The organism is Cytobacillus sp. Hz8 (genome assembly GCF_042263505.1).
Taxonomy (GTDB): Bacteria; Bacillota; Bacilli; order Bacillales; family Cytobacillaceae; genus Bacillus_BE.
The window spans coordinates 15,213-40,657 of sequence record NZ_JBHKFI010000025.1 but is presented as its reverse complement, the minus strand read 5'-3'; the positions used below and the strand labels follow the sequence as shown (position 1 = coordinate 40,657).

Sequence of the window (25,445 nt, the reverse complement as noted above, 5' to 3'; positions counted from 1 at the left end):
CGTCCACAAAAACAGCAATCTTTACAAAAAAACAGTGTTTTGATAACAAAATCTCATCTTAATAAATAATAACAGGTTCATTCTGACTGAGATTATCATAAACCTTCTTCATCACACTAGGCGGCGTATTGACACATCCCCCTGATCCCTGTGTAAGATAAGCCTTGTTCGACCAATTGGTTCTCCAGCTGGCATCATGAAAGCCGCAGCCACTATTCGTAAAAGGGGCCCAATATTGTACCTTGATGGAATAATGTGGATTGCCGACTTCACTCCCTTCCAGGATAGATGGAGATTCCTTATACATGATATACCAGACGCCTGTCGGGGTATCCTCATGAGTATCATGCCGCCCTGTTACGACATGAGTGGTGACCTTTAATTGCCCATCCTTATAAATCCAAATCTTTTGATCCTGAATGGATACCTCTGCATAAGTATTTCCTATGCCATGGTTTGTAGTTACATGGTAGCCGATGCCATAAGTGCTATATCCAATTCCATAAATATTGTAGGCTTTAATGGATTTTTGCCCCTTCGCAAACGCCTTTTCAATTCCCGTTGCCTCACCATCGATATCAATGGCCCAACCATAGGATTCTCCTTTTACCGTTATCACCTTACCGGAGTGGGTCTTGAATGTGTAATTCTTATGTAAGGTGGATTTCTCATCATTAAGGTCAGAGAGTTTTTGTTTGATGCCGGCGGGATTAATATGATACTTCAAGTCTCTTGATACCGTTGCCTCTGTAATAAGCTCGCTTGCTTTAAATGCATAATCATGTTCCTGCAGCTTATATTGCACGGTTTGCTTCATTAGTTTTTGCAGCATCTCTTTTTCTTTTTTTACAATTGGACTATTGGCCTCAATGGGTAAAATATATGCTGGTTCCAGATGGATTTCACTATTATATTTTTGCTCCCCGTAAAGCTTTAATAGTTTCGTAATATCATATTGTTTTCCTTTTTGACTTTTAGAAATAATGATTTTTTCATGATCCCAATGAGCCTGCGCGTCCTTAGGTGCCGTTAAATTTTTATTCATGAGCTTAAGTTTATCTTCTAAACTCTTCTTTTGGCTCTGTAATTGCGCACCATTTTTTGTCTGCAACGTATAGTCTTTTGTTTTAGAGGAAGGGAAAAAGGTTCTTTGTTCTTTTAATATTTTGTCAATCTGTGGAAGATCTTTTTTGGATATTCCCATCGTTGTATCCTTTTCATTTAAAATTTGTTTTTGCCCAATATAGACTTCGTTTTTTAATTTTGCTTTTTTTAATTTTTCCATTGCCTGATTGGAAGTTAGTCCACCTACTTTGATGTGATTAATCGTGATGTTTCGATTAAATTGTTTTGCCTGATGGACCTCAATTCCTGTGATGACGAGCGCAATGATGAGTATACTACCAATGGCAATGAATATGCCTTTCCGCATGAAACTTTCACCTCAATAAAAATATAAATTCTCCCTCTATTATACTATTTTCTCTTATCTTTAAATCGGGAAAAATTTAATTAGCAGAATGAGTCATTCGACTGATTTTTTGTAAAAATAGCATTACAAAAGTATGATTATTGTAAATTTTTTCACTTCCCTATATTATTTGGCTTTTTGCGATGCTAAACTGAATTTGATTTTACCCATATTAAAGGAGCTGTGAAAATGATGCCAAAACGCAAGTTAACAAGTATTGTCGCCGCTACAGTGACAGCAGGAGTTGTTTCAGCCCAATTTGCTTTTCCAAGCTTGCATGCACCAACAGCACAAGCAAAATCCACCTCCCAAGTACCATCGTTTACCATTTCAACACCCATTGTGAATTACACAAAAAGCACAAATGCATCTGTTAAAGTCACACCGAAAAAAGGCCATTCCGGCAAAGAGACCATTGTATTCCAATTAATGAATGGAAAAAAAGTAGTTTCTCAGCAGGCAATTGTGAGGGATATTAAAAAAGCTTCCACTTTTACTGCTCATTTTAACTCCAATAATACGAACTTCTGGATTCAAGTATTGGTTGTCGATGAAGTCAATAAGAAAACAGGAAAGCCTGGAAAAAGCTTGGCAACACCTGCTTCCACATCACCTTTTAAACTGCGAATTATGGAGACCACAGATGTACATACCAACCTAGTTGATTATGATTATTATAAAGATGCTCCGTCCGATGTTGTCGGTCTTGCCAAGACATCAACATTAATCAAGCAGGCAAAAAAGGAAGTCTCGAATCATCTCCTCGTAGATAATGGGGATACCCTTCAAGGAACACCGCTCGGTACTTATAAGGCGAAGGTCGATCCGCTGCAAAAGGGAGAGGTTCATCCTGTCTACAAGGCTATGAACAAGCTTGGCTATGACATTGCCACTTATGGGAACCACGAATTCAATTATGGTTTAGACTTTTTAAATGAAGCAGTTAATGATGCTAAATTCCCATATGTTAATGCGAATGTCTATCAAAAGGATAGGGATGAAAATCCGAATAATGATAAAAATCAATTTACCCCTTATAAAATCATGGAAAAGAAAGTTTACGACTTAAATGGGAAGCAGAAGGTCGTAAAAATAGGTTTTATTGGCTTTGTTCCACCGCAAATTATGGATTGGGATAAAGGAAATCTTGAAGGCAAGGTCATCACGAAGGATATCGTGGCGACGGCGAAAAAGTTTATACCGGAAATGAAGAAGAAAGGTGCAGATATCGTTATTGCACTTACCCACTCTGGTTTTAATGGAAATACAAAAAATACAGAAGATGTTGTTTATTCACTAAGCAAGGTATCTGGCATTGATGCGATAACCTTCTCTCATACGCATAAGGTGTTCCCGGCCGTTGACGAAAAATCTTTAGATTCCTTATTTAAAGATGCAAACGGCCATGTATTGCCCGGCGTAAACAATGCAAAAGGGACAATCAATGGCGTACCTGCTGTTCAAGCAGGCTACGGCGGAAGCAATCTTGGAATCATAGATTTAGAGATTCAAAAGGTGAATGGAAAATGGAAGGTGTATCAATCACAATCAAGCACCCGGGCTATTTATGATAAAGCTACCGGAACAAAGGTGCCGGCAGATCAGTCCATTTTAGATGTGGTAAAAGCGGATCATGAGGCTACGATTAAATATGTAAATACACCAATTGGTAAAACCACTGCGCCGATTCATAGCTATTTCGCGCTTGTCCAGGATGACCCATCAGTTCAAATTGTCACCAAAGCACAAACATGGTATGTGGAAAATTATATAAAAAATAATAAGCCGGAATATAAGGATTTGCCAATCGTATCAGTGGGGGCTCCATTTAAAGCAGGACGCAATGGAGTAGAGGAATTTACCGAAATCAAGCAAGGGGATTTAACAATCCGCAGTGCTGGAGATCTATATTTATATGATAATACGCTAAAGGCAATTAAAGTAAAGGGCTCCGTGATTAAGGAGTGGCTTGAAATGTCTGCCGGAAAATTTAATCAAATTGACACGAGCAAAACAGAGGAGCAAGCTTTATTAAATCCAAATTTCCAAGTATATAACTTTGATGTCATTGATGGAGTTTCCTATCAAATTGATGTCACAAAGCCGGCAAGATATGACGAAACGGGTATGAAAATCTCTGATTCTAGCAGAGTGATGAACCTGCAATATGATGGCAAGCCAGTTGATCCGAACCAAGACTTCATAGTGGTAACCAATAACTATCGCGCATCCGGTGGCGGAAACTTTCCGGGAGTAAAAGGTAGCGAGTACGTGGTCGATTCCGCTGATGAAAATCGTCAAATTCTCATGGACTATATCTCAGAGCAAAAAGAAATCAATCCAACAGCCGACAACAACTGGTCGATTGCACCAATCAGCGGCAACGTCAACGTCACCTTCACCTCCTCACCAAAAGGAGCTGACTACCTACAACCAAGCAGCAACATCACTTACACAGGAGAAACAGATGACAAAGGCTTCGGAATCTATCGCTTCGGATTTTAGGAAGTGCTTGTCATCACCGTTTTACTAGATGTCTCAGCATGAATACAACGAGCAGGATTCGAATGAATCCTGCTTTTTAAATGCCTGTCACTCCTTAAATTATACAGATAAGAAGATCAAACAAAACCTATCATTCTTTTTTGAAAGAACGATAGGTTTTGTTTTGGCTTAGGCCCATAAAAAGTAGACAGGAAAATTTTTTGGATAGATATGAAATTCATCTTCTTTGACTTTTGGGTAAGGAGACCTGAAAGATCCGGGATATTGAAAGAAGATAACTTTTCTTTGTCCCTAAATTAGGACCAAACTCCTCTGTATAGGAGAGATTAGTGCCACAGTCCTAATCGTGTTTTTAGTAAAAGATATAAGATAAGAGTAAGAATAAGAATGCTGACTGATAACATTTTCCAGTTCTATTCAGGATAATAGAGGTAAGAGGAAGACATTGAATAATGACTCGAAAGGTGGAGTGTTAAGCATGGTGGTTAAACCAATGAATCGACAGCAAATTCAGAGTATCGAGCACGTCTATCAACCAATTTGGAAATTAGACACTTGGGATGTATTTGGGTATGAAGCGTTACTAAGGCTACCAGACACAGCTATGAACCACAATATCGAATCCGTTTTAGAACAAGCTCGAGTAGATGACTCGTTATATGAGCTTGACACTATGTCTATCTTTTGGGCAATTCAATGTTTTCCTTTTCATCAATTAAAATCGGTCCGTTTGTTTATTAATGTTTTTCCATCCACCTTGTTACATGACAACTTTGAATCGTTCATTAATCAAACACTTCAACGCTATCCGCAAGCAAAGGGCAAGATTGTTTTTGAATTAAGTGAAACAAGACATGAACATCATATCTGGAGGTTCCATGAACTGAAGGAGAAAATCTCCTTTTTAAAAGAAAATCAGTTTCAAATCGCTCTTAATGATATTGGAAAAGAGGCCGCTACTTTCGAAAAAATCAATGAGTTTTCACCAGATATCATTAAGCTAGACCGATATTTTGCGAGAGATCTATCGACCTCAAGAGAGAAACAGCATATGGTTTCGTACTTAATCGAATTTGAAAAGCAAGGCATTCTCCTCATACTTGAAGGAATCGAGGAAGCAATTGATTTAGCAAGTGCCAAATTACTACGGGTCCCAGCCGCCCAAGGATATTTATTAGGACATCCCGAGAAAATTCCCAACCTATATTCCTGGAGAAGATGCCTCTCACTCCCCGAATGATCTCGCTTCATAGCAGATGTTCCACATGAGATCCAGCTGAGGAGTGTTGGCAGCATCATCCTTTATTTGTTATTTGAGGGCGACTTCAGGTTGGTAGCAGGCACTTACCAGGCACTTACCCGAGGTCGCTTTAAAGCCCCCCTTCATCACCCCTTCACTGTTGGAAGGGTGGCTTTTTCCATTTATGCAATTTCTTTGATTGTTAATCCATCTATTATGGCATTAGCGGTGAAATCGATGCTTCAGTGATTTCTATTTCTAACGTAGGCATGAGCTGTTCCTCTTCAATAAGCATCTAAAATTCTTACTCCGGATGATAGCAACATTGTAACGTCTTTCATGATTGCAACGATTATAGAGCCTGTCAAAGTGCAATGCAATTAAACTACTTTGAAAATATAAAGCGAACGAATAATCCTCTAAATCATGATAAAAATGCTCACGAAATTTATTATATGCTCGCAAAAAGTCTAGCTTGTTCGCGAAAATTTGCGAAAAACAGAAAATGTTCGCGAAAAGGGGGCTGATTTTTTCAAAAAGAAAAAACTCTTCCAAGTTGACTGAATAAACTCGAAATTAGGACAGAAAATCATTCGATAACATTAGTAAAAATAGCAGTCCATTCATTTGGGCTGCTATTTTATCTTTCTCCCCAAAAATGAATCTCCGTCATTGTAAAATGCGTTCATCCTTCTCGACAAGTCAAAAAAGGAGAAAGTCACACGAAAAACATCATAACCTTTTATAAATAAAATCACATTGACATAAAATTCATTATGATGTTATGATGTAAATGTCAAAATAATAGCACAAACATTATAATGTTTTGAAAGAAGGTGAAGAAAATTATTCAGTTAGATAAACACTCCAAAACTCCTCTATATATGCAATTAAAAGCCGCTTTACTGGAGTATATTGAGGAGCATCTAAAAGAAGGGGATGCCCTTCCAATCGAATCAGAGATTGAAAAGCAGTTTAGTGTCAGCCGCATTACGGTAAGAAAAACGATTGACGAGCTTGTCAAGGATGGAATTGTGACCAAGACTCAAGGCCGCGGAACTTTTGTTCAATCTCGAAAAATTATTCAAAAGGCGGGAACCATTACAAGCTGGTCAGAAGAAATGCGTATAAAAGGCAAAAAAACAGAAACAAGGAATATGATCATTAACGAAATAGAACCATCTCGAAAACTAACAAGTGAACTAAATCTGTCTAGAGGCGAGAAAATTATTTGCCTAAAAAGATTACAGTGCGCAGATGGTGAGCCGATTGCCATTCTGATCAATTACTTCCGATCAAAATTTGTTCCTGGATTCATGGAAAAAGGTCTGACTAAGGAATCTTTGTATGCCCTCTTAGAAGAGGATTACGGAATTCAATTAGAAAAGGCTCATGAAAGAATTCAAGCAAGAATTGCAACTGATCTCGAAGCTCTTGAACTGGGGGTATCCCCAGACTCCGCCATTCTACATATTACCAGGGTTTCCTATTTAGCAGATGGAACACCATTTGAACTAGTTGAAATGGCGAATCGTTCTGATAGATATCAATATGATATTGAGTTACTTGGCCGAAACAAACTAAAATCCTTTAATGCTGAAAGTGAGTGATTAAATGCTTGCCCTCAATGAGAATTTAATTTGTTTAGAAGTTGAAGCAAATAATGCTGAAGAAGCGATTCGGAAAGCTGGTTCCTTGTTAGTTAAAGAAAAAAAAGTAGAAGAACGGTATATTGATGCCATGGTCCAAGGATATAAGGAAGTGGGCCCCTATATTGTTCTTGCCCCCTTTATTGCTGTACCCCATGCAAGACCAGAGCATGGGGTTATTGAACAAAGTGTTTCGCTCATTCGCTTAAAAGAACCAGTTGTCTTTGGACATCCTACCAATGATCCTGTTCAATTGGTTTGTGCCATTTGTGGTACTGATAGTACCAGTCATATCGGAATGTTACAATCTTTGTCCGCCATTCTTGGCAGCAAAGAAAAATTAGAAATTATTTTAAATGCAAATGCAAAAGATGAAATTATTTCAATTTTATAATAAGGAGTGGCAAAAATGAAGATTGTAACAGTATGTGGAATGGGCTTTGGTACCTCGTTAATGCTATTAATGGACATTCAAGCAATTGGGAAAAAGTATGGTTATACCATTGAAGGGGAAGCAGTAGACCTCGGTTCAGCTAAGGGAAAGACTTGTGATTTCATGGTTGCTTCTAGTGAAATCGCTTTAGTATTAAATGATGAAACCGTAGAAGTTATTGCTATTCATAATTTGCTAGATAAGGAAGAGATCGAACGTAAAGTGATGCCTGTAGTGGAAAAACTCGCAAAAGGGGTGAAATAGATGCTGAATTTTCTTGTATCTATTTTAAGTAACCCTGCAATTATTTTGGCTATCATTGCAGCAGTAGGTTTAATCTCTCTCAGAAAAACCACCTCAGATGTGATCAAAGGAACATTAAAAACGATATTCGGATTTTTAATTCTTCAACAAGGTTCAAACATCATCGTAAATGCGTTAGTCCCATTCAGTACTATGTTTACCGAAGCATTCGGATTAAATGGAATTGTTGCCGAGGATAATTCACTTGTAGCAGCCGTCCAGGCAGTATTAGGGAAAGAAACAGCGCTTATTCTTGTTTTTGCTTTCCTCATAAACTTATTCATTGCTAGATTCACAAAATGGAAATATATCTTTTTAACTGGTCATATGATGTTCTCTTTTGCTGGAACAATGGCCATTGTTTTCGACCAAATGGGCCTATCCTTCATTGCCACTGTGATTTTAGGTTCGATTATTCAAGGTATTTCAATGGTATTTTTTCCAGCTATCTCACAACCCTTTGTTCGTAAAGTCACAGGTAATGATAACGTCGCTTTTGGTTTCTTCGGAAGTTCCTGGATCAGCCTATCCGGTTGGATTAGTGGGAAAATAGGGAACAAAAGTAAATCTTCAGAGGATGTAAAGGTTCCAAAGTCTTTAGATTTCTTGAAAGATATGAGTGTGTTAATGGGAATTGTTATGATTGTTATCTATGTGATTACCTCCTTCTTTGTTGACCCATCAAAAATGAAAGAAATTTCCGGTGGGCAAAATTCCATTCAATTTGCTATTATGACTGCTTTAACTTTTGTAGTTGGAATTCTCGTCTTGCTTCAAGGTGTTCGGATGTTTCTTGGGGAACTCGTACCTGCTTTTAAAGGAATAGGAGAAAAAATTGTTCCTGGAGCAAAACCGGCATTAGATGTTCCTATCTTTTATTCATTTGCTCCCATTGCTGTTACAATTGGATTTTTAGCAGCTCTAGTTGGGGGACTATTGGTCACGCTTATTTCTAGTATTCTACCTGTAGTTGTTCTTCCTTCTGTGATTGGCTTGTTCTTTATGGGTGGGGCAGCAGGAGTATTTGGAAATGCAACTGGAGGAAGAAGAGGGGCTATTTTTGCGGGATTCTTCTTGGGATTTACGTGGACTCTGCTCGTCGCATTAGCATATCCGCTTGTTGATGTTACCTCATATGGAGTGAAAGGGCTATGGTTTGCTTCTCCAGATGCTATTATCGTCGTTATCCTTATTCGCTTGGTCGGGATGTTGTTTGGTATCTAATTTTTTACTAAAAAAAGTTAATGATAAAAACATAAATTCCTATCTTCACGATTTCAATATTATATATAGGAGTGAATAAAAATGGCAAAAGTACGTACTGTTTTAGGGGATATAGAATCCAATGAACTTGGTTTTACATATAGTCATGAACATTTATGGACGAACCCCCCAATAAGTCAAAAAGATCGCGATTTAGAACTAACGGATTATGAAGCAAGTGTTAGCGAACTATGGCGTTTTAAACATGCAGGTGGGAATGCTCTAGTTGATGCTACTACACTTGACTATGGAAGAGATGCGAAACAGCTGGTGAGAATGGCAGAAGAAACTGGGGTTCATGTTATCATGACCTCTGGATTCAATAAATATATTTATTTTCCTAAATGGGTAACTTCCTTAACAGTTGATGAAATTAAACAGAAATTGGTGCGCGATGTGACCTTGGGTATGGACGGTACAAAAGCAAAAGCAGGATTCTTAAAATCCGGCTCCTGGAATCAGCTCATTCACCCATTAGAAGAAAAAGTCACACGTGCAGTTGCAAGAGCGCAACTAGAAACGGGTGCACCGATTTGGCTTCATACTGAGGCTGGAACAATGGGGAATGAAATGCTAGATATCCTTGAAGAAGAAGGTGTTGATCTAACAAAGGTGGCTGTTGGGCATAGTGATCGGAATGCTGACCCCTATTACCATCTTTCTCTAGCGAAAAGAGGTGTGTATGTCCAATTCGATGGGACAAGTAAAATTAAATATTATCCTGATAGTGTTAGGGTTGATTTGATTAAAAATCTAATTGAAAACGGGTATGGAGAACAATTATTAATCTCAGCCGATATGGGTCGACAATGTTATCTACACGCATATGGCGGAGGCCCTGGATTTGAATACATTATCAAAAAATATATTCCTAGGTTGTTAGATGAGGGAATTAGTCAACAAGATATCGATACGATTTTTATCAAAAATCCAAGCCGCTGGTTGGCTCAATTTTAGAAGGTGTTGAAATGAAAATCGATAACGGAACGATCGTGGCTATTATTCGCGGAGTCGAGCCGAAAGAAATCGTGGAGATTCAATCAGCTCTGCTTGAAGGAGGAATCAACTGGGTTGAAGTTTCTTTAAGCGAAGAAGAGAAAGGGTTAAAATGTATTCAAATTCTTCACCAGACCTTTGGGGATTCCATTCATCTAGGAGTAGGAACTGTAACCACATTGGATCAGGCGAAAAAGGCTTTGGAAGCAGGGGCGACATATATTATTACTCCAGGTTGGGATAAGGAATTGACTGAAGAAATTTTAGATTTAAATGTCGATGTTCTTCCCGGTGTGTTTTCTCCTGGAGAAATTATGCAAGCAGCTGCTTTAAACATTGAAACTGTTAAGCTTTTCCCCGCAAATAATCTTGGGACGAATTATCTTAATAATATAAAAGGGCCTTTTCCTAGAATGAACTTCATGGGGGTTGGAGGAATTTCTTTGGAAAATATTCAGAACTATCATGAATCAGGATGTACGTCTTTTGGAATTGGAAGTGAGCTTGTTCCAAGGGGTGCAACCAAAGCTGATAAAGAACGAATTAGAGAGAATGCGAAGAAATATATTTCGATATTAACGACTAAGGGATGATGTTACATGCAGAAGGCCAAAGAATTTATCCATATGACAAGAGATGAAGCAGCACAGGCGGTTGCTGAATTCCCTGTAGCGATTTTGCCAATTGGGGCAACGGAACAGCACGGACATCATTTACCGCTGGGTGTAGATATATTCTTGGCGGAAGGAATCGCGAGAAAATTAGCGGAAAGAACAGGAGCTGTTTTGCTGCCGACCCTTCCTTTTGGTTACTCTTGGGTTTGGAGGGATATTCCCGGTACAGTATCATTGCAACAGCATCATGTTGAAGCAGTCATTAAAGATGTTGCACATAGTGTTGTAAGGTATGGGGTGAAAATGCTGGTCTTGGTTAATGGGCATGATGCTAATAATACAAGTATGAAATATGCTACAAGAGAACTTGCAGATGAATTGGATATGCCAGTCATTTACCTTTTCTATCCGAATATGGAGGAAATTATGGCTGAATTTTGTGAGTCGGAAACTTGGCATGGAATGATTCATGCTTGTGAATTTGAAACTTCGTTAATGCTCGCACTGAAACCAGAACTTGTCAATGTATCAAAGGCAACAAGGGAATATCCGGAAAGGCCAAAACTATATGGGAAATCCTCTATTTCTCTAGGAGATTTAAGCAAAAGTGGAGTCTACGGTGACGCAACAAAAGCAACAGCCGAAAAAGGTGAGAAAATGCTCAATCGTTTTCTCGACGAAATGGAACAAATTATTTTAGAAGCATATAAATAGGGCGGCAGGAACCTTCTTGAAATGATCCTGCCACCCTAGTGATACATTTCGGATGGTGCTTGCCACTATCCGAAATGTTTTCGACAAATCTCAGATAATGCCTGTTACCCTACTTCGAATGCTCAATCAACCATTTATCAATCAATGGATAGGTTTTGCGGGAAGCGGTTCCACCTACGACTACGGAAACGTGGCCGGTAGGGAGAACGTGGAAAGTTTTGTCCTTGCTTGAAACCTTATCCATTAATGGTTGGACTTGCTCAGGAGCAGCAATATGGTCACGCTGGGCGGCGATGTTCAAGATATTCGCCTTAATATTGCTCAAGTGAACCTGATGTCCGCGAATCACTAATTCGTCCTTCACTAGCTTATTCTTTTGATAAAATTCGCCAATCCACTGGCGGTAAGCTTCACCAGGGAATGGGACGCCGTCGTTGACCCATTTTTGCATAAGAGTCCAGTTTTTCACAAAGTCTTCATTTTCCACGCGCTCGGCAAGTGTCATGTACGGGCCAATATAGTTAACAAGCGGTTTTAATAATTTATTTCCAAGATCGATAGTTTCTGGTGGAATATTTCCAAACACATCGACTAATTTATCTAAATTAAAGTACCGTTCATCAAGCCAATTGGAAAACAGGCCGGTATCGGAAAAATCAAACGGACTGGTTAAAAAGATAATATTGCGAATTGGTAAATCAGGGTGAAGGGCAGCAAAGATTGAAGTCATCGTTCCCCCCATGCAATAGCCGAGCAAACTAATTTCATCTGCCCCTGAAGTCCGAAGAACCTTCTTAACTGCACGAGGAATGTAATCTAAGATATAATCATCTAACTTCATATTGCGGTCTTCATAGCCTGGAGTACCCCAATCCAATAAATAGACATCATGGCCTTGATTGGTTAAGTATTCGATCAGGCTGTTCCCTGGAGTTAAATCAAGAATATAAGGTTTATTAATAAGTGCGTAAATCATTAAAAGCGGAACTTTATTTGTTTTCTTTAGCGCTGGCTGATAACGATAAAGCTTGGTCTTGTTCTTTGTCCAAATGACTTCCTTTGGAGTTAAGCCTACTTGCGGCTCAGGGTCTTTGGTGAGAACCTCAGATACGCGTTTAAAACGATAATAGCTGTTTTGTAATTCTTCAGGCATGGTGTTTACCCAAGATTCAATTTCCTTCGTTGTGGAATAAACCAATTTTTCTCCCCCTTTTTAAACACACAAAATTCGCTTAAACAAACTCCCATTTTTTGAAAAAATAATGAAAAGGTCTGTTCATCAATATGCGGTCAAATGTAATAAAGGTAATTTTTGTAAGGACACATTAAAAATTTTTGCCATTTTCTTCGAGAATTCGAAAAATAGTTCGATAAACTGGATCAGATGATTAAAGGAGAATTCCAACGGAAAAATGAGGGCATCAAGTTTATACAGGAGTTACTCGCACAATTCTTTCTAACTTGAAAAACGCTAACAACCAATCCAACTAATTCCACCATTCCTATCCAAAAAGAAAGCCTCTTCCATCCCAGATTACATGAAACTATCCGAATCCAAATGACCCTTTGAAATCGTCTTCCCATCCCCATAAGAAAACAATAAATAACACAAAACAAAGGGGTCGCGATCTACAGTCCTCCCAAACTGTATTCAAGCAGCACGATAGAGCAAAACGACAAAACTTATGTGTCAGACTGTGTCTCTTTTACGGTTCATAACAAAAATAGTAACACCTTAACAATCATTCTTTTATAGAAAACAATCCATAAACACCCTCAAGTAGAATATATCAATCACCATTCTAAAATATACATGGATTAAATAAAAACATCTTTAATGCAAAAATGAATTACATGTACACGCCGCCGTTAACATTGAGCGTTTGCCCGGTAATATAATCGCTATTGGCAAGGAATAGTACCGCTTCTGCCACTTCGTTAGTTTTGCCTAAGCGTTTCATCGGAATTTTAGCAACAATTTGATCCAAAATTTTGTCCGGAATTTGTCCGGTCATTTCTGTTTCAATATAGCCAGGGCAAATCGAGTTTACGGTAACGCCATATTTTGCCGTTTCAAGGGCTAATGATTTCGTAAAGCCAATCATTCCAGCCTTTGAGGCAGAATAGTTTGTTTGCCCAAAGCCGCCAGCTTGTCCAATAATGGAACTAATATTAATGATGCGGCCATATTTTTGTTCGAGCATCGTATTAATAACAGCGGAGGTCGTATTGTATACACTATTGAGGTTGACGTTAATGACCTCATTCCATTCCTCTTCACTTAAATTACGGAAAGTACGGTCTCTGGTGATACCAGCATTATTGATTAGGATATCAATGCGACCAAATTTATTTTTCGTTGTTTCAATTAAATTTTTTGCATCATTAGAAAGGGCAACATTGGCTTTATAAGCAAAAGCCTTTCCGCCAGATTCTTCGATTTCTTCGACGACCTTTTCTGCTAGATTAAGACTTGTATTATAATTGATCACAACAGTAGCGCCCCTTTTCGCTACTTCTTTCGCGATTGTGGAGCCTATCCCCCGAGAGCCACCTGTTACAATCACTACTTTACCCTTTAAACTCAAAATATTCCCATTATTCAATACGGTATCTTTTTCAATAACAGCCATTACTTTCACCCCTTAGCGTAATTATAGAAGATGGTACCAAAGATTATTTCACATTTTCCCCTTTGCTTTCTTCAACAACAGGTTGAGCTGATGGTGCAGTCTCCAACTGTTGCACAACTTTTAAGATGTTATCAAGTTTTTTATCTAACTTTGAAATGCTGGATTTTAGCTTTGTGATTTCTTCATTTGCAGATAGGCTATCTAGCTCATCATCAATTTTTTGGTCCAAGTTATCCACCTTTTCCTCCAAATTGATAATCAGTGAAGCCACACTGGAAATTTCATCACGAGTTGGCACGCTGATTTGCTTCAAATAGTTTTCTGTCGTTTTTTGTACCAATTCCTGGTACTGCAAATAGGCGCTTTGAACCTGTCCCATCCATTCAGCAAAAGCTTCCTTTTGCATTGTTTCATGGATGGCCTCATTCCATTTAGCTTCTGTTTGTTGGTAAATGTCTTTCCAGACCTTAAATGGGTCTAAAACTTTTTGATCTGCCACAATTTTTCCTCCTTTACATAATAATTAAAATTTTTAAAAAATAACCTCAGTTACAAGCATAAGGCAAAGTGCCCCCATTTGAACAGTAGTATTAGGACTAAACTTTTTACAAAAAGGCCCCTAATCACCCTTAATTCGACAGGTTTAAACAATAATTATTCGAAATGTCGAATTATTTAAAAAAACAAAATGTTGACATCTTAAACACATAGGTGTAAATTACACATATAGTCAATTTAACACTTGTAGGTGATAACGATGGTATCAAAGAATACAAAAGACGAGAAAAAGAACATCATGGGTACTCCGAAAAATTTTGTCGTTCCTGTCCTTCTACTCATGCTGAAAGATTGGAATGCACATGGATATGAATTAATGCAAAAGCTTATCCAATTTGGATTTTCTTCCATTGATCAAGGAAATGTATACCGCATTTTACGGCAGCTGGAAAAGGATCAGCTCGTTACATCCGAATGGAATACATCAACAGATGGTCCAGCCAAACGAATATATTCGATTACGAATGCAGGGGTTGACTATTTGCAGGTATGGGCAGACTCCTTAGGGCAATATCAAAAGATGCTCAATCAATTTTTCAATATGTACAGTCAATTCTTCGTTCCGCCAGGATTTTCCTTAGGAAGTGAGGATGAGGCGGATGAGGATCAGGATGATAGCGAAGAGAAAACAGACAATCAGTAACACATGTCCATCTTTTTTTAAAAACTTATTCGATTGCCATAGTTCTAAAATCGAGTAGGTTTTATATAAAATAGTTCAATCAAAGAATTTTAATTATGGGAGGTTTTTTTAATGGTGGCAAACAAAAAAGAAGCAAATGGCGCTACTTCAAGTGCAGCTTCAAGTTCTGTTAGTGCAGTAGATGTTTTTTGGGATGGTTGGTTTAATAGCTTTAAGCTTTTCCAATCGATTCAAGATGGGGTAGAAGAAAAAGCATTACAAACCTTTACGAATCAAAAGGAATGGATTCAATCAACTAGTGAACAATTTGAAAAAGCACAAGATGAATCTAAGAAATGGGCAACAGAATGGAAGTCTAACTTCAAAGAAGCATTAAGCAAAACTCCAAAGCCAATTAGCACTCCAGATTACGCAGAATGGACAGAAAAAGTCGAAGAAATCGGCGATAAAGCACAAGCTTTATTCTTCAGCCCAGGTAAATCTTCACTTGATTTGCTTTCAAAAACTCATGCACAAGTTGAAAAGACCATTAAAGATGCAATCGAGCAACAACAAAAAAATCGCGTAGAAGTTTTAACTGCTTTAGATAGCTACGTTGACCAAATCAAACAAATCCAAAACAGCTTTTTGTCAAAAGTAACAGGTACTTTCCAATAATAGGTCGGTGAGGATGCCGCATTCTGTATGGAAAAAGGCGACTGATTAATCCGATAATGAAGAGTTAGGGATTGGGACAAGTGGAAACTTGTCCCAATTCTTTGAATCTATGATATAATGTAATCAATCATTCTTTTGAAAGATGATTGTTGCCCATCTTGAGGAGGCTGACATGCACGAGCTTACATATGAGGAAATTGCCATTGGAGATAAAGCCAGTGTCTCCAAAACAATCTCTGAATCAGATGTTTACCAATTTGCAGGAATTACCGGAGATTTCAATCCGATTCATATCAATAAGGAATTCGCGGAAAAATCTCTTTTCAAGGAAAGAGTTGTCCATGGCATATTAACTTCAGGTCTTATTTCTGCCGTAATTGGAATGAAGCTACCTGGAGCAAATACCGTTTACCTAGGTCAAACCTTAAACTTCAAAGCACCAGTCAAAATTGGTGATACGGTTGAAGCAGAAGTCACTGTTATTGAAAAAAAAGACAAGCACAAAATCATCCGTATGGAAACCGTCGTGAGAAATCAACGCGGCGAAGTGGTCATTGATGGTGAAGCAACCGTAATGAAGGTATAGGATTTCCGCGCCTTTAGATGGGGTGACAATTTCTGGTAAGAAATTGTCACCCTCTCTATTTGGAAGGAGGAAAACAAAATGAAAAAAAGAGGGAAAAACAGGGGAGTCTTACTAGTTATTGTCATTCTTCTCCTTAACCTCACCGCACTAGAATGGCATGCACAACCCGCGGCGGCAGCCAAAAAACCAACCTACACCATCTCACCAACATCCAAACCATTGGATAAGAGAATGCTGAAGTACAGTACATATAATAATAACACCAAGCAGTACTACTTAATCCGCTCCTATTTGGAAAAACTCGAAAAAACTGGCGGAGGCAAGATAATTTTAAAAAAAGGAACCTATACCATCACAAATGTACTCTATGTCCCATCCAATGTGACGATTCAAATGCAAGATGGGGTGAAGATCGTTAAAGGAACCAAAACAGGAACCAAAGCATTTAGTGCATCGAAATCACTTTTTCAATTGATTCGCCCCTCAAAATCAGCAAAATCTGGAGTGTATGGGGGACATAATGGTGAAAAGAATATTACTTTTCAAGGAAATGGCACCGTCACAATCGATATGAAATATGTCCAAGATGGAATTGCGATTATCATGGGGCATAATCAAAACGTGCTCGTGGAGAACATCCAATTTCGTCATATGAATTCCGGCCACTTTATCGAAATGGATGCTTGCAAAAACGTCGAAGTTTTCTCTAACTCATTTGCCGAATCAAAGGTGTCACCAAATGTTAATAAAGAAGCCATCAATATCGATACACCCGATAAAACAACCAACGGCTGGAGCTCAAAATGGAGCAAGTTCGATAAAACACCGAACCAAGATGTATTCATTGAGTATAATACCTTTAGCAATCTGGATCGTGCAGTCGGCACCCACAAATATTCAGGTGGCAAATATCATGAAAATGTCGTCATTAGTAATAACAAAATCAACAATACACGCTCCGATGCCATTCGTGTAATGAACTGGTCCAATGCAGTAATTGAGGACAATACGATTGAAAATGTGGAAAATGGGAAAAGAGGGGCTCTTGTCAGCGGCGCCATCCATCCAACTTTTCAACACAATATTATTAAAAACGCCGGCAAGACCTTTCAATTCATTGCTTGGAAAAACAGCGGCCCCGGTTCACAATATCCGGTGACCTATAACCAGTTAACAGACGGAAATAAGGCGGCGCTACTAACCAATAAACAAATTAATGTCGCAGATCCATTCATCAAAATCAGCAGCATTTACAATGAATTTGTGAAAAGCACCGAAAAAATAAAACTAGGGTGACAGATACTCTCCAGCTTCACGGAGGGTGCCTGGCACCTTTTTTCGTTTATACGGAAAAATAATTTCTCTTCCTTCCGCTTTTGCGGAATTTTCCGTTAATACGGAAAAATAATTTTGATATCAAGAACAACTAATCTCTTAATCTATGAACGTTTTGTTAAATAATCCAAATATTCAATTTATTGGCACGGTTTTTGCAACATGATTCCTCATAAAGAAAGGGGGAGTGATTTAGTTTATACGTAAAGAAAGCATAAATTGGCAACAAAGAAGAAACTCGACGTAGTGGCCAATTTTAGGAATTTAGTATAAGGTCAACTACGCCTCTGTCTTCGCCCTTAGGGGCTAGCCAATCGGCGAGTTTTCTTTATAAGAAAAATGTAAACGCTATCAAAATGCTCGCTTAGGAACAGGCTTCAACTTTGGATAAGGGGGATTTTTATGGACTTAATCATTATCTTATTAGCATTAAGCTTTCTCATGTTTGTTGCCTACAGAGGATTTTCCGTTATTTTATTTGCTCCAATATGTGCGCTCTTTGCCGTCTTACTCACTGAACCAAGCTATGTATTGCCATTCTTTTCAAGCATCTTTATGGATAAAATGGTTGGTTTTATTAAAAGCTATTTTGCCGTTTTCCTCCTGGGAGCAATTTTTGGAAAGGTTGTGGAGATGTCCGGTCTTGCTGAATCCATTGCCATAACAATCGTGAAGCTGATTGGGGCAAAACGCGCGATTTTGGCCATTGTTCTGTTAGGAGCAGTCCTTACCTATAGTGGTGTCAGTCTCTTTGTCGCCGTTTTTGCCATTTATCCATTCGCCGCTCAGCTATTCCGAGAAGCGAATATACCGAAACGCTTAATTCCTGGAACAATTGCCCTCGGTGCCTTCACCTTTACAATGGACGCTTTGCCAGGGACACCACAAATTCAAAACGTCATCCCCGTGTCCTTCTTTAAAACCGATATTTATGCAGCTCCTATTTTAGGAATTCTAGGCGGTCTTTTCGTGTTAGCTATCGGGTTGTTATACTTGGAATCCCGTCGCAAGAAGGCAGCTAAAGCAGGGGAGGGCTATTTAGGATTTGATACCGAAACCGCAGCGGCTGCTGAAGGATTGAACACAGAAAAAGGAGAATCAATCCCTGATTTAACAACGAGTCAGCCGCTATTCAAACAAATTTTTGCCTTTGTTCCATTAGTACTAGTCGGAGTTATGAACAAGGTCTTCGTCACGTTTATTCCAAAATGGTATCCAGAAGGCTTTGATTTTTCAAAAATTGGAATGAAGGCCCTCGGAGTTGTTGATATTTCTGCCGTTGCGGCTATCTGGGCGGTTGAAATGGCACTCATCGTTGGGATTGTCACGACCCTTCTCTTTGACTGGAATCGTGTTAAGACAAACTTCAAGGAAGGGCTTAATACTAGCATTGGCGGCTCGCTATTAGCGACGATGAATACGGCTGCAGAATATGGCTTTGGGGGAGTAATCGCAGCCCTCCCTGGATTCACGGTCATTAGTAATGGCATTTCTGGTACATTTACAAACCCATTAGTGAATGGTGCTATCACTACCACCACATTGGCAGGAGTGACCGGCTCAGCGTCTGGCGGAATGGGAATCGCCTTAAGCGCTATGGCCGAAAAATATAATCAAGCCATTACAGCCGCTAATATTTCACCAGAGGTCATGCACCGCGTTATTTCCATGGCATCAGGCGGAATGGACACTCTTCCGCACAATGGAGCTGTCATCACTCTGCTAGCAGTAACAGGGCTTACCCATAGGCAATCGTATAAAGACATTTTTGCCATAACTATCCTCAAAACACTCGCTGTATTCTTTGTCATTGCGATTTATTCGATTTTTGGCATTTATTAAGGAATCTGGTAGGTAGGTTAAGAAAGAGAAAAAAATGGTTGTAGTTGTGGAAAATGGCATTAAACCACCTTTATATGGAGGGTAATCTATGAAAATAGTGGACTTGAGCACGTTTATTCGCGAATCCCAAATTTACTCGCGAAACGCAACTTTTATTCGCGAAAATCACAAAATACTCGCGAACAGCAGCCTTAATTCGCGAAAATCCAAAAATGCTTGCGACAACCAACGTTAATTCGCAAAAATCCAAAAATACTTAAGAAACCCAACTCATAATCGCAAATCTTACCAAACTCATCTATTGGTCAATTTCAAATATATGCCTGAATTTACAGCTTAATCTGTATTTTCCATTTGGGTACTTTTATTAAAAACCTCAGCAGACAGCAATGAGAAACTCACATTCAACACAATCCATTCATCATGTAAAACCAAAAGCCAAAATAGTTCACATATCTTCAAAAAAACACCTTGGAGGAGATAAAAAATGGAACTACAACTAAAGGAAAAGGTCGCCTATATTACCGGATCAGCAAGCGGAATTGGTCTTGAAATTGCAAAAACCTTCGCACATGAAGGCGCAAAGGTTGTCATTTCTGATCTAAATATTGAAAAAGGTAAGCAGGTTGTAGAAAATTTGCGTACACAAGGCTTTGAAGCGATTTCCGCACCATGCGATGTGACGAATGAAGAGGCTCTTCATTTTAGTCTCAATCTCGCAGTTAATCATTATGGAAAAATAGATATTCTCGTCAATAACGCAGGGCTGCAGCATGTATCGCCAATCGAAGAGTTTCCGACGGAGAAATTTGAGCAGTTAATTAAGGTGATGCTCACGGCACCCTTTATGGCAATCAAGCATGTATTTCCCATGATGAGACAGCAGGGCTATGGGCGCATCATCAATATGGCATCGATCAACGGCTTAATCGGATTCGCCGGAAAGGTTGCCTATAATAGTGCGAAGCATGGAGTTATCGGTCTTACAAAGGTCGCCGCCCTCGAAGGAGCTGAGCATGGAATCACTGTTAATGCGCTCTGCCCTGGCTACGTGGAAACACCATTAGTGAAAAATCAATTAAAGGATCTAGCGAAAACAAGAAGTGTTGAGCTTGAAAAGGTATTAGAAGAGGTCATCTATCCTCTCGTTCCGCAGAAACGTCTATTATCCACGGCAGAAATCGCTCATTATGCACTTTTTTTAGCAGGTGAAAAGGCTCTCGGTGTCACTGGGCAGGCGGTTGTTCTCGATGGTGGCTACACCGTTCAATAAAGTGAAACTTCCATCAGTGGGGGTTTTCGACGCACAGGACGTGAAGCGTGCAGACTTATGTGTTGACGTCGCGCTTTTAGTCTGCCATTCATTCCCCACTGATGGTTAGTCACGCAGAGCCTGATTGATTTTTCTAAGGGCTGAAGCCCAAAGAAAAATCTTATTTCACTTATCACGCTCATAACGCCACATCCTGTGGCTTCGCCTGACTAGGACCTTAATCCCTCGTCGGACCTTTACGGACAGTTGATCTCCCACTTATCTTCTTCGTATTCTCAGAATCTTGAAGTGGGAGTCAAAATGTCCGTTAAGAGTGGGATAAATGAGAGATGCAAAGAATCCTATGACCTTGGTAGGATTCTTTGCTTTTTTACAAAAAATAGGGAAAAACTAGGTTATAATGATGGCAAGCTGAAATAAGGGTGAGATTTTAATGAAGAATGGAATAAAAAATATCCCATATGCCTGGCTGGAGGAGATTATTAATCTAGCAGCAGAACGAATCGTTGTCGTGGATGTGGATGGATGGGTTTTGTATATCAATGCCGCCTATTGTGAGTTTCTAGGGACGACAACGGAAGAGGCGATTGGTAAAAAAGTTCAGGAAGTCATTGAAAACACACGTATGCATATTGTTGCAAAAACAGGACAAACCGAGCTGGCAGCTGTGCAATCCATCAACGGAAGTGAAATGATCGCCAATCGGTTTCCACTCATAATAGAAGGAAAGCTGGTAGGGGCACTCGGAACGGTTATGTTTCGCAACCCGGAGGAATGGCTCGACTACCAGCGGAAAATGCAGTCCCTATTAGAAGAGCTCAAGTTTTATAAAACAAAATATGAGAAGGAATTAAAGAGTAAATACAGCTTTAAAGATTTGATCGGCAGCTCCCCTGCTTTTCAAGCTGTAAAAAGATTAGCAGAGAGAATTTCAGGAAGTCAGTCAGCTGTTCTTTTATCTGGGGAGTCGGGGACGGGAAAGGAGCTATTTGCCCACGCCATCCATGGCAACAGCACCCGAGCATCTTTTCCCTTTGTCCCTATTAACTGTGCTTCAATTCCAGAAAACTTATTGGAATCGGAATTATTTGGGTATGAAGCAGGAGCGTTCACCGGAGCAACGAAGGGTGGAAAGAAGGGAAAGTTCCAAGCCGCGAATTTCGGGACTTTATTTTTAGATGAAATCGGTGATATGCCGCTATCGATGCAAAGTAAGCTCTTACGGGTATTACAGGAAAAAGAAATTCAAAAGATCGGTGGGCAATCCTCCATTCCCGTTGATGTGCGAGTGATTGCAGCTACCCATCGCGATCTAGAGAAGATGGTCGCAGAAGGCAGGTTTCGTCAGGATCTATTTTATCGCCTGAATGTCATAAAAATAGATATTCCGCCACTTAGAAAAAGAAAGGAAGATATTCCTGAAATAGTAGCACAATTGCTCAAAAAACTTCAGAAAAAATTTCATCGCACCAATATCCAATTATCACAGGAAGTGATCGACAGATTGCAGCTCCACTCCTGGCCAGGAAATATCCGTGAGTTAGAAAATGTTTTAGAGAGAGCCATCAATGTATTGGATGGAAATGTTATCAATCAAATGCATCTTCCACTTTACCTTCGGGATCCAGTATTAGATGCTACCTACACGCCAGAAGGAAGTGTGAATCCAAGCAATCTCCATTCAATTCCTGCACAAATCAGACCCTTAAAAGAGGCTTTAGCGCAAACTGAAAAGGAAGCGATCATTGAAGCCTTAAAAACCACTAATGGAAACAAGCAACAAGCCTCCAAGCTTCTACAGATCGGAAAAACGGCATTCTATGAAAAATGCAAAATCTATCAGATACGGTAGCAGGTATCTCCCATTTTGAGGGAGGTGCCTTTGTTGTATTCAAATCTAATGGGACAAGAATTTTATGAGCAGATTGCTAAGCTGACAGGTCCTGATTTTAATGGGATGGAACATTCAAAGGTGATTGCACCCCATTTTTCAACCAAGAGCATTTAATGAAAGCAACTTCAACTTAATAGACTAAGGCAGCATCACAAAGCCCAAAGCAGCCCCTAATTTATCAAATTGACGCCTGTCACCTATTTGTCAAAATCTTATACGCACAATTCGATTTGAAAACGTTATAATATGATTATGAAACGTCGTACCACGATGTGGAACGTTCTTAAAATCATCAATGTCAAAATTTCAAAAAGATAGCCTGAGATAAATAGGAGTGGTGATGCTTTTTGAAAGTTTGACGTTAATGGCCAACCTTCATAGATACAAGTGGTGGACGTTTTTCCATAATAGTAGTCTATCATGTGAAAGTTTGAGCATGATAGACTCTCAAATGGCATCAAATTATTTTTTGGAATAAAAGGAGATGTAGATTTTGGAAACAAGATACTCAACACATCCGGAACATGCCAAAACATTTACAACCGAAGAAATTCGAAAACATTATCTCGTACAAGAATTATTTGTACCAGGAGAAATTAAATTGGTTTACACCATGGAAGATCGTTCGATTGTTGGCGGGATTACTCCAGCAGCTGAAACGATTTCTCTTGGCGGCTATGATGAGATCAAAGCCGATTATTTCTTAGAGCGCAGAGAAGTGGGAATCTTCAATATTGGTGGTACTGGTTCCATTACCGTTGATGGGGAAACCTATGCAATGGAAAACAAAGATTGCCTTTATGTTGGACTAGGAAAGAAAGAATTGCTTTTCAGCAGTGAATCTTCTGAAACACCAGCAAAATTCTATTTGTTCTCTGCACCAGCCCATAAAGAGTATCCAACGCAGCATGTCGCATTTAAAGATATCGAAGGCGATCACTTAGGATCCCTTGAAAATGCAAATGACCGCGTTATCCGTCGTATGATTCACAAAAACGGAATCCAAAGCTGTCAGGTTGTTATGGGGATGACAAAATTAAATACAGGTAGCGTATGGAACTCCATGCCAACCCATACCCATGACCGCCGTACAGAAGTGTATCTTTACATCGATTTAGATGAGAATGCAAGAATGTTCCACTTAATGGGGGAACCAAACGAAACTCGTCACATCGTCATGAAAAATGAAGAAGCTGTTATTTCTCCACCATGGTCCATCCACTGCGGTACAGCAACAAGCAACTACACCTTTATTTGGGCAATGGCCGGTGAAAATAAAACGTATGATGACATGGATCAAGTAACCATGGATGAATTACGTTAAGAAAAATGCTTTCGATAAGACTTTCAAGATGAACTGAATAGGTGTCTATCCAAATATTTGAAAGTCTTATTGATATAAAAAAATAAAAAAAGAAAAGGGGAGCTATATAGTGAGTTTGCGAGATTTTTCACTCGATTATTTTAATTTAACTGATAAGGTTGCAATTGTGACAGGTGGGAATACCGGTCTTGGTCAAGGATATGCCGTCGCTTTAGCAAAAGCAGGTGCAGATCTATTTATTGTGACTTATAACAACGATTGGGATTCAACAAGAGAGCTAATTGAAGAAACAGGACGAAAAGTGTATTTCTATCAAGCCGATTTATCTGATCGCACAGCGATTAAACCATTGGTAGAAAAATGCGTGGAGGTTTATGGAAGAATTGATGTTCTTGTCAATAATGCTGGAACCATTCGCCGTGCCCCTTTACTAGACTATAAAGTCGAGGATTGGAATGCCGTAATGGAAATAAATCTTAATTCCGTCTATCTTCTAAGCCAAGAGGTTGCTAGAATCATGGTTGCACAAAAAAGCGGAAAAATCATTAATATCTGCTCTATGCTTTCATTCCAAGGTGGTAAATTTGTTCCCCCATATACAGCAAGTAAGCATGCGGTGGCTGGATTGACAAAAGCTTTTGCGAATGAATTAGCTCAATATAATGTGCAAATTAATGCGATTGCCCCAGGCTATGTAGAAACAGCAAACACAGCACCAATTCGTGCCGATGAAGAGCGCAGCGATGAAATCTTAGGTCGTATTCCGGCAGCTCGTTGGGCATCGCCACAAGATTACATGGGCATCGTCGTCTTCTTAGCAAGCAAGGCCTCTGATTACATGAATGGACATATTTTAGCTGTTGACGGTGGTTGGTTAGCCCGTTAATAGGTAAATAAAATATGAATCGAATGATAGAAAGGAGTGATGTGATTGATTTATGGAAGATTAGTAGATTTAGTGGATAACTGTGATTATTTTACGGAAGAATTACGAAAAAATTTGCAAGTATTACAGGAGCTCGATTTCTCTAAGTATGCGGCAGGACGTCATGAAGTGGATGAAGAAACCTTCTTTTTCCTTAATGAATACGAAACCAAGGATGCCGAACAATGCTTTTGGGAAGCGCACCAAAAATATCTGGACATTCACTATATTCTCGAAGGTCATGAAAAAATTGCCGTTGATCATATTGAAAATCAACAGGTGAAAGAAGCGTATAACACAGATAGTGATGCAACCTTCTTTGAAGGAGATATCGATTCAATCATCATGATGAATCCGGGCGATTGTATGATTTGCTTCCCTGAGGATTCCCATATGACAGGAATCATCGCAGAACAAAAACAAGAGATTAGAAAAGTAGTTTTCAAAGTACAAATAAACGAAAAAAATTGAGATAAGACGTTAGTGGTGGCTACGTTTTGGCGAACGGTTGAAAGCCGCCATTAACACCTTACCTATAGACTTAATTCATATATTATATCGAATCATTTAAAAATCATCAACTATCT

General features: G+C 39.1%; 24 protein-coding genes. 20 read left to right on the top strand and 4 right to left on the bottom strand.

The features are described 5' to 3' along the window. Positions 1–58: 58 nt before the first annotated feature. Positions 59–1,432: a L,D-transpeptidase family protein gene (locus ACE38V_RS21180; protein WP_375844481.1), complete on the bottom strand. Its 1,374-nt coding sequence runs from the start codon at positions 1,430–1,432 to the stop codon at positions 59–61. A gap of 228 nt (positions 1,433–1,660) precedes the next feature. Between ACE38V_RS21180 and ACE38V_RS21175 the strand changes: the two genes are divergently transcribed. From ACE38V_RS21175 to ACE38V_RS21135, 9 genes are all read left to right on the top strand, one after another. After that, the gene (locus ACE38V_RS21175) at positions 1,661–3,976 is read left to right on the top strand and encodes a bifunctional 2',3'-cyclic-nucleotide 2'-phosphodiesterase/3'-nucleotidase (protein ID WP_375844479.1); all 2,316 of its coding nucleotides are present in this window, start codon (positions 1,661–1,663) and stop codon (positions 3,974–3,976) included. A 445-nt stretch (positions 3,977–4,421) separates the two neighbouring features. Further along, positions 4,422–5,216 (top strand): EAL domain-containing protein, encoded by a 795-nt coding sequence (locus ACE38V_RS21170; protein WP_375844477.1) that lies wholly within the window; start codon positions 4,422–4,424, stop codon positions 5,214–5,216. Positions 5,217–6,052: 836 nt separating this feature from the next. Next, complete coding sequence (locus ACE38V_RS21165; RefSeq protein ID WP_375844475.1) at positions 6,053–6,826, top strand: GntR family transcriptional regulator; 774 nt, start codon at positions 6,053–6,055, stop codon at positions 6,824–6,826. Positions 6,827–6,830: 4 nt separating this feature from the next. Continuing rightward, entirely contained in the window at positions 6,831–7,259 is a 429-nt protein-coding gene (locus tag ACE38V_RS21160) for a PTS sugar transporter subunit IIA (RefSeq protein WP_375844474.1), read from the top strand. Positions 7,260–7,274: 15 nt separating this feature from the next. Next, positions 7,275–7,562: a PTS sugar transporter subunit IIB gene (locus tag ACE38V_RS21155; RefSeq protein ID WP_375844472.1), complete on the top strand. Its 288-nt coding sequence runs from the start codon at positions 7,275–7,277 to the stop codon at positions 7,560–7,562. Continuing rightward, complete coding sequence (locus tag ACE38V_RS21150; protein WP_375844470.1) at positions 7,563–8,825, top strand: PTS ascorbate transporter subunit IIC; 1,263 nt, start codon at positions 7,563–7,565, stop codon at positions 8,823–8,825. Between the two features lie 81 nt (positions 8,826–8,906). Continuing rightward, entirely contained in the window at positions 8,907–9,821 is a 915-nt protein-coding gene (locus ACE38V_RS21145; RefSeq protein ID WP_375844468.1) for a phosphotriesterase family protein, read from the top strand. Positions 9,822–9,832: 11 nt separating this feature from the next. Continuing rightward, entirely contained in the window at positions 9,833–10,453 is a 621-nt protein-coding gene (locus tag ACE38V_RS21140; protein ID WP_375844466.1) for a bifunctional 4-hydroxy-2-oxoglutarate aldolase/2-dehydro-3-deoxy-phosphogluconate aldolase, read from the top strand. Between the two features lie 6 nt (positions 10,454–10,459). Continuing rightward, positions 10,460–11,188, top strand: coding sequence for a creatininase family protein (locus tag ACE38V_RS21135; RefSeq protein WP_375844464.1), 729 nt, complete (start codon positions 10,460–10,462; stop codon positions 11,186–11,188). Positions 11,189–11,297: 109 nt separating this feature from the next. Here ACE38V_RS21135 and phaC read toward each other — a convergent pair whose 3' ends face one another. From phaC to ACE38V_RS21120, 3 genes are all read right to left on the bottom strand, one after another. Next, positions 11,298–12,386: a class III poly(R)-hydroxyalkanoic acid synthase subunit PhaC gene (gene phaC, locus ACE38V_RS21130; protein WP_375844463.1), complete on the bottom strand. Its 1,089-nt coding sequence runs from the start codon at positions 12,384–12,386 to the stop codon at positions 11,298–11,300. Between the two features lie 652 nt (positions 12,387–13,038). Beyond that, positions 13,039–13,779: a 3-oxoacyl-[acyl-carrier-protein] reductase gene (fabG, locus tag ACE38V_RS21125; RefSeq protein WP_375844499.1), complete on the bottom strand. Its 741-nt coding sequence runs from the start codon at positions 13,777–13,779 to the stop codon at positions 13,039–13,041. Between the two features lie 85 nt (positions 13,780–13,864). Next, positions 13,865–14,320, bottom strand: a complete 456-nt coding sequence (locus tag ACE38V_RS21120; protein ID WP_375844461.1) for a poly(R)-hydroxyalkanoic acid synthase subunit PhaE — start codon at positions 14,318–14,320, stop codon at positions 13,865–13,867. A gap of 258 nt (positions 14,321–14,578) precedes the next feature. Here ACE38V_RS21120 and phaQ point away from each other — a divergent pair, with 258 nt between their 5' ends. From phaQ to ACE38V_RS21065, 11 genes are all read left to right on the top strand, one after another. Beyond that, complete coding sequence (phaQ, locus tag ACE38V_RS21115; RefSeq protein ID WP_375844459.1) at positions 14,579–15,022, top strand: poly-beta-hydroxybutyrate-responsive repressor; 444 nt, start codon at positions 14,579–14,581, stop codon at positions 15,020–15,022. Positions 15,023–15,133: 111 nt separating this feature from the next. After that, entirely contained in the window at positions 15,134–15,679 is a 546-nt protein-coding gene (locus tag ACE38V_RS21110; protein ID WP_375844458.1) for a hypothetical protein, read from the top strand. Positions 15,680–15,851: 172 nt separating this feature from the next. Further along, on the top strand, positions 15,852–16,265 hold the full coding sequence (locus ACE38V_RS21105; RefSeq protein ID WP_375844456.1) for a MaoC family dehydratase: 414 nt from the start codon (positions 15,852–15,854) through the stop codon (positions 16,263–16,265). Positions 16,266–16,343: 78 nt separating this feature from the next. Beyond that, a complete protein-coding gene (locus ACE38V_RS21100; protein WP_375844454.1) occupies positions 16,344–17,561 on the top strand; it encodes a right-handed parallel beta-helix repeat-containing protein in 1,218 nt (405 codons plus the stop codon). Positions 17,562–18,002: 441 nt separating this feature from the next. Then, positions 18,003–19,442 carry a GntP family permease gene (locus ACE38V_RS21095; protein WP_375844452.1) on the top strand — a complete coding sequence of 480 codons (1,440 nt, stop codon included), beginning with the start codon at positions 18,003–18,005 and terminating at the stop codon, positions 19,440–19,442. A 487-nt stretch (positions 19,443–19,929) separates the two neighbouring features. Next, positions 19,930–20,715, top strand: coding sequence for a 3-hydroxybutyrate dehydrogenase (locus ACE38V_RS21090; RefSeq protein WP_375844450.1), 786 nt, complete (start codon positions 19,930–19,932; stop codon positions 20,713–20,715). Positions 20,716–21,148: 433 nt separating this feature from the next. Beyond that, the gene (locus ACE38V_RS21085) at positions 21,149–22,567 is read left to right on the top strand and encodes a sigma-54 interaction domain-containing protein (protein WP_375844449.1); all 1,419 of its coding nucleotides are present in this window, start codon (positions 21,149–21,151) and stop codon (positions 22,565–22,567) included. 33 nt (positions 22,568–22,600) lie between these two features. After that, entirely contained in the window at positions 22,601–22,723 is a 123-nt protein-coding gene (locus tag ACE38V_RS21080) for a hypothetical protein (RefSeq protein WP_375844447.1), read from the top strand. A gap of 379 nt (positions 22,724–23,102) precedes the next feature. Then, complete coding sequence (gene kduI / locus ACE38V_RS21075) at positions 23,103–23,933, top strand: 5-dehydro-4-deoxy-D-glucuronate isomerase (protein ID WP_375844444.1); 831 nt, start codon at positions 23,103–23,105, stop codon at positions 23,931–23,933. 109 nt (positions 23,934–24,042) lie between these two features. After that, positions 24,043–24,819, top strand: coding sequence for a 2-dehydro-3-deoxy-D-gluconate 5-dehydrogenase KduD (gene kduD, locus ACE38V_RS21070; protein ID WP_375844441.1), 777 nt, complete (start codon positions 24,043–24,045; stop codon positions 24,817–24,819). Positions 24,820–24,864: 45 nt separating this feature from the next. Further along, the gene (locus ACE38V_RS21065) at positions 24,865–25,329 is read left to right on the top strand and encodes a NanQ anomerase/TabA/YiaL family protein (protein WP_375844440.1); all 465 of its coding nucleotides are present in this window, start codon (positions 24,865–24,867) and stop codon (positions 25,327–25,329) included. The last annotated feature ends 116 nt before the right edge of the window (positions 25,330–25,445 follow it).